This window comes from Bacillus proteolyticus (genome assembly GCF_001884065.1).
Lineage (GTDB): Bacteria > Bacillota > Bacilli > Bacillales > Bacillaceae_G > Bacillus_A > Bacillus_A proteolyticus.
This window is the reverse complement of sequence record NZ_MACH01000152.1, coordinates 1-338: the sequence shown is the minus strand read 5'-3', so window position 1 is coordinate 338 and position 338 is coordinate 1. Positions and strand designations below refer to the sequence as shown.

Below are 338 nucleotides of genomic sequence, written 5' to 3'. Positions count from 1 at the left end.
CAGGTAGGACTCGAACCTACGACCGATCGGTTAACAGCCGATAGCTCTACCACTGAGCTACTGCGGAATAATTATGGTGGGCCTAAATGGACTCGAACCATCGACCTCACGCTTATCAGGCGTGCGCTCTAACCAGCTGAGCTATAGGCCCATACAAATTGCAGGATTTATTTATATCATATCCTCATTTAAGAGTCAATACTTAATTGAACCCTCAAAACTAAACGAAAACGAAACACGGAAACTTATATTGATAAGCAGGGCTTATCAATTCTCCATAGAAAGGAGGTGATCCAGCCGCACCTTCCGATACGGCTACCTTGTTACGACTTCACCCC

At 45.3% G+C, this 338-nt stretch carries 1 tRNA gene and 1 rRNA gene; both read right to left on the bottom strand.

The annotated features are described in order from the left end of the window. Window positions 1-74: 74 nt before the first annotated feature. Window positions 75-151 (bottom strand) — tRNA-Ile (locus tag BAQ49_RS26785). A 130-nt stretch (window positions 152-281) separates the two neighbouring features. Beyond that, window positions 282-338 (bottom strand): 16S ribosomal RNA (locus tag BAQ49_RS26780); the annotation flags it as partial.